The sequence below is a fragment of the Alkalibacterium sp. 20 genome, assembly GCF_001885615.1.
Taxonomy (GTDB): domain Bacteria; phylum Bacillota; class Bacilli; order Lactobacillales; family Carnobacteriaceae_A; genus Alkalibacterium.
Map to the genome: position 1 here is coordinate 1 of NZ_LSRN01000073.1, position 3,766 is coordinate 3,766.

4 protein-coding genes and 1 pseudogene are annotated in these 3,766 nt (G+C 32.6%); all 5 read left to right on the forward strand.

Features of this window, described 5'->3' with window-relative positions; translation table 11 throughout:
• Positions 1-207: hypothetical protein (locus tag AX762_RS13035; RefSeq protein WP_218162508.1), on the forward strand; the 207-nt coding region annotated here is incomplete at its 5' end.
• A gap of 205 nt (positions 208-412) precedes the next feature.
• Positions 413-877 carry a PTS sugar transporter subunit IIA gene (locus AX762_RS10975; protein WP_071849178.1) on the forward strand — a complete coding sequence of 155 codons (465 nt, stop codon included), beginning with the start codon at positions 413-415 and terminating at the stop codon, positions 875-877.
• 13 nt (positions 878-890) lie between these two features.
• Entirely contained in the window at positions 891-1,208 is a 318-nt protein-coding gene (locus AX762_RS10980; RefSeq protein WP_071849179.1) for a PTS fructose transporter subunit IIB, read from the forward strand.
• A 13-nt stretch (positions 1,209-1,221) separates the two neighbouring features.
• Positions 1,222-2,298 (forward strand): PTS fructose transporter subunit IIC, encoded by a 1,077-nt coding sequence (locus AX762_RS10985; RefSeq protein ID WP_071849180.1) that lies wholly within the window; start codon positions 1,222-1,224, stop codon positions 2,296-2,298.
• A 123-nt stretch (positions 2,299-2,421) separates the two neighbouring features.
• Positions 2,422-3,766, forward strand: a pseudogene (locus AX762_RS10990) (hypothetical protein); the annotation flags it as partial.

Below are 3,766 nucleotides of genomic sequence, written 5' to 3' on the forward strand. Positions count from 1 at the left end.
GTATACAGTAATTTGAATGTAGTTAATAAGGTGAATAACGCATTGATATTACCAAATGAAATTTACTTGAAATCTAAGAACATTATTAGCCAGCAATTTGTTCCTTTAATTATGATTGATATAGTCTTTGGAAGTTTGATATCTGAGGATAAAGCAGCTGATTCTACTTTCAAAAAAACATTTGGGTATATTGAGGAAAATGAATAAAGTCATGACATAACGGCTTATACGCCTTTATATCATGACTTTTTTATATTCAAAAGAATATGTCATCATTTTCATTTGAATAATTTGCTTTTATATAAGAATACAGTTTCAAAAGTGTCAAAAAGAATCGATCTATTGAAACGCTTACATTTTATATGTATCATATGTTTATCAAGTATAAAAGTACTAGAGAGGAGCAGACCAAATGGGCATAAACGTCGAGACAAAAGTCATACTAGATCTAAATAATAAGTATACAGATAAAAAATCTTTTTTTGCAGAACTTTGTGAAGTTATTCATAATGAAATGGATGAAAAAGTTTTAGCCATTACTATTAAGGAAGCTCTAGAAGAAAGAGAAAAAGTTGTAACTACAGGTTTCGGAAATGAATTAGCTATTCCACATGGTAAAGTAGAAGGTCTTATATCACCATATTTATTTTTTGTTAGAGTGAAGAATCCAATTGAATGGCAAGCGATGGATGATGAGAAGGTCAAATTTATTTTTGTGATCTTAGTTCCAAGCGATGACAAAGATAATAATCATTTAAAGGTCTTATCTATACTGTCATATAATTTAATGGATAGTGAGTATCAGAAAATGATTAAAACTGTTAAGGATGAAGAAGAGGCAAAAAATATAATTGAAAAAATGGTGGCAGTAGAATAAGGAGGAGAAGATAATGAATATTATAGCAATCACTGCATGTCCAACAGGCGTAGCTCATACTTTTATGGCTAAGAGAGCTTTGGAAGATGCCGCAAAAAAACGTGGTCATGAAATAAAAGTAGAAACACAAGGAGCAACAGGTATTGAAAATGAATTAACACCTACCGATGTGAAAAATGCTGATATCCTCATACTGGCAGTAGAAGTGGGTATCGCAAAAAGTGAAAGATTTAAAGATATTAAAAAAGTTGAAGTGAAAATTGGAACCGTAATCAAAAGTGCAGAATCTCTGATAAGAAAAATTGAAGAAAAATTAGAGAATAAAGAATAAGGAGGGTTTCACAATGAGAAAAATACAACAAGCATTAATGACAGGTGTTTCTTATATGCTCCCATTTATTGTTATAGCTGGTATGACTATTGCTTTTACTGGAATGTTCACACAATATATAGGGGTAGAATCCGAATTAATCTCAACACTCAATGGCTTTGCATGGGTAATTATGGGCTTGATTCCTGCTATATTTGCAGGCTATGTGGCCTATGCCATAGGAGATAAACCCGCAATTGCACCAGGATTTATTGGCGGTCTTATCGCATCACAACCTGTAATTGAAGGAACAGCAGCAAGCGGATTTTTAGGTGCTATGATAGGTGGTCTTATTGCAGGCTATTTAGTTAAATATTCAAAAAAAGTGAAGGTTCCAAGTATTTTGGAATCGATTAAAGTGACTTTATTCATTCCTGTACTGGTTGGTTGGGCAGTGTACTTCATCATGGCGTATCCAATTGCATTGACTGTGGGAGAATTGAATACTTTTATAATAAATAATCTAATCAACTTATCGGGATTACCCCAGTATGCGTTCCTTCTTGGAGCAATTTTAAGTGCAATGTGTGCTATAGATATGGGTGGACCATTAAATAAAATCGCGATCACCTTTGTTTTCGCAGTTTGGAATGATCCGAGTGGAATCGGATTTGTAGCCAATGCAGCTGTATTTCCGGGAATCATGGTTCCGGCATTATCTGTTGGGATTGCTTCATTAATTGCAAAAAATAAATACAGTAGTAATGAAATAAAAATGGCTCCAGCAGCTATACTATCAGGATTAGTTGGAATTACTGAGGCAACGATCCCTTATGCAATCATAAGTCCTATCAAGGTAATCGGGGCCAATATCATAGGTGCATCGATTGGTGGAGCAATTATGATGGCATATGGAGTGTCAACTGCCGGGGTTTCAGGAGTATTTGGGGTTCCGATGGCTAGTAATATTCCGATATTTTTACTTGCGATAATAGTGGGTGTAGTAATATCAACCACACTGCATATTTTCTTGAAAACGCCAGTAAGTGAAACTAAGGAAAACGCTGAAGCTGCAAAAGAAGATGAGTTCGATATTGAAATAACTATTTAAACTGATATTCAACTTATATAAAAAGCATTTTTCTGAAAATTACTAAATAAAGTTACTGAGTTATTTTAGTATTAAAGAATAAATGCTTTTTTTATATATAAAATGTAATTGGAGTGATAAATATTGAATAAAGTAACTTTTCATGTTGTAAGTCATACACATTGGGATAGAGAATGGCAAAAGAATTTCCATGAATACAGAACCAGATTGATTAAATTTATGGATGAACTAATAAATACGTTGGAAATAAATGAAGAATTTAGTAGTTTTATGTTGGATGGTCAAACATCTTTGATAGAAGACTACTTACAAATAAAACCAAGTATGTATATGAGAATAAAGAATTTGGTTGAAAAAGAGAGACTTATCATCGGTCCATGGTATGTTCAACCAGATGAATTTTTACCAAGTGGGGAATCTTTGATACGTAACTTAATGATATCGGAAATGATTTCCAGAGAATTTGGAAGTAGAATGAATGAAGGCTATTTACCGGATTCTTTCGGTCAATCTCGATTCATTCCACAAATATTAAATCAGTTCAATATTGACAGTGTTATTGCGATGAGAGGATTCGATAAGAACAGCATTAAAAATAATGAGTTTATTTGGGAAGGTGCAGCTGACAGCAAAGTCATATGTTCTGTTTTATGGGCTGGATACAATAATGGCTCCATGTTGGTTGATGATCTAGATGTTACAAACGAAACATTAGATTATAATCTTGATCACTTACTAGAGGGATCTTATGAAGGAAACGTACTGTTATTATCTGGTTCAGATCAAGCTACTGTAAAAAAAGAAATGCCTTCATTAATAGATAAATTAAACAAAAAATACAAAGATGAAAACTATGATTTTAAACTTACTAATTTGACTTCCTATATAAATAAAGTTAAAGAGAACAAAGATTTATTGAGCGAATATGAGGGAGATTTTAGAAAGCCACATTTGCAACGAGTCCATCGTTCTATTGCTGGAACGCGAACTGACTTTAAACAAGAAAATTATAAAATACAGACACGCTTATCAAAGGTCTTAGAACCGTTAAGTACTATCGGATGGACTTTAGGTGATAGGTATGAAAACGAATTGATCAATCATTGCTGGAAAAAGGTGGTTCAAAATCACGCTCATGATTCTATAGGTAATGTATGTACAGATGATACGCATAAAGATATGTTAAATAGAATTGAAGAAGCCAACCATAATGTTGTGGCGTTAACTAAAGCTAGAATTAATAATATAGAAGAAAAGATAAGATTTAAAAATGATGATAATGCACGGCCAATAATAGTCTTTAATCTTAACAGCGAAAAAGCGACAGAATTGGTAGAAGCTGAGGTAGATTCTTATGATGATTTTAAATTAGTAGATAATTATGGTTCAGAAATTGAATACGATATTTTGAAAGAACAAAAAATCAATTTAAAAGACTATCGATTATGGTTGAAAGAAAATCCCGATG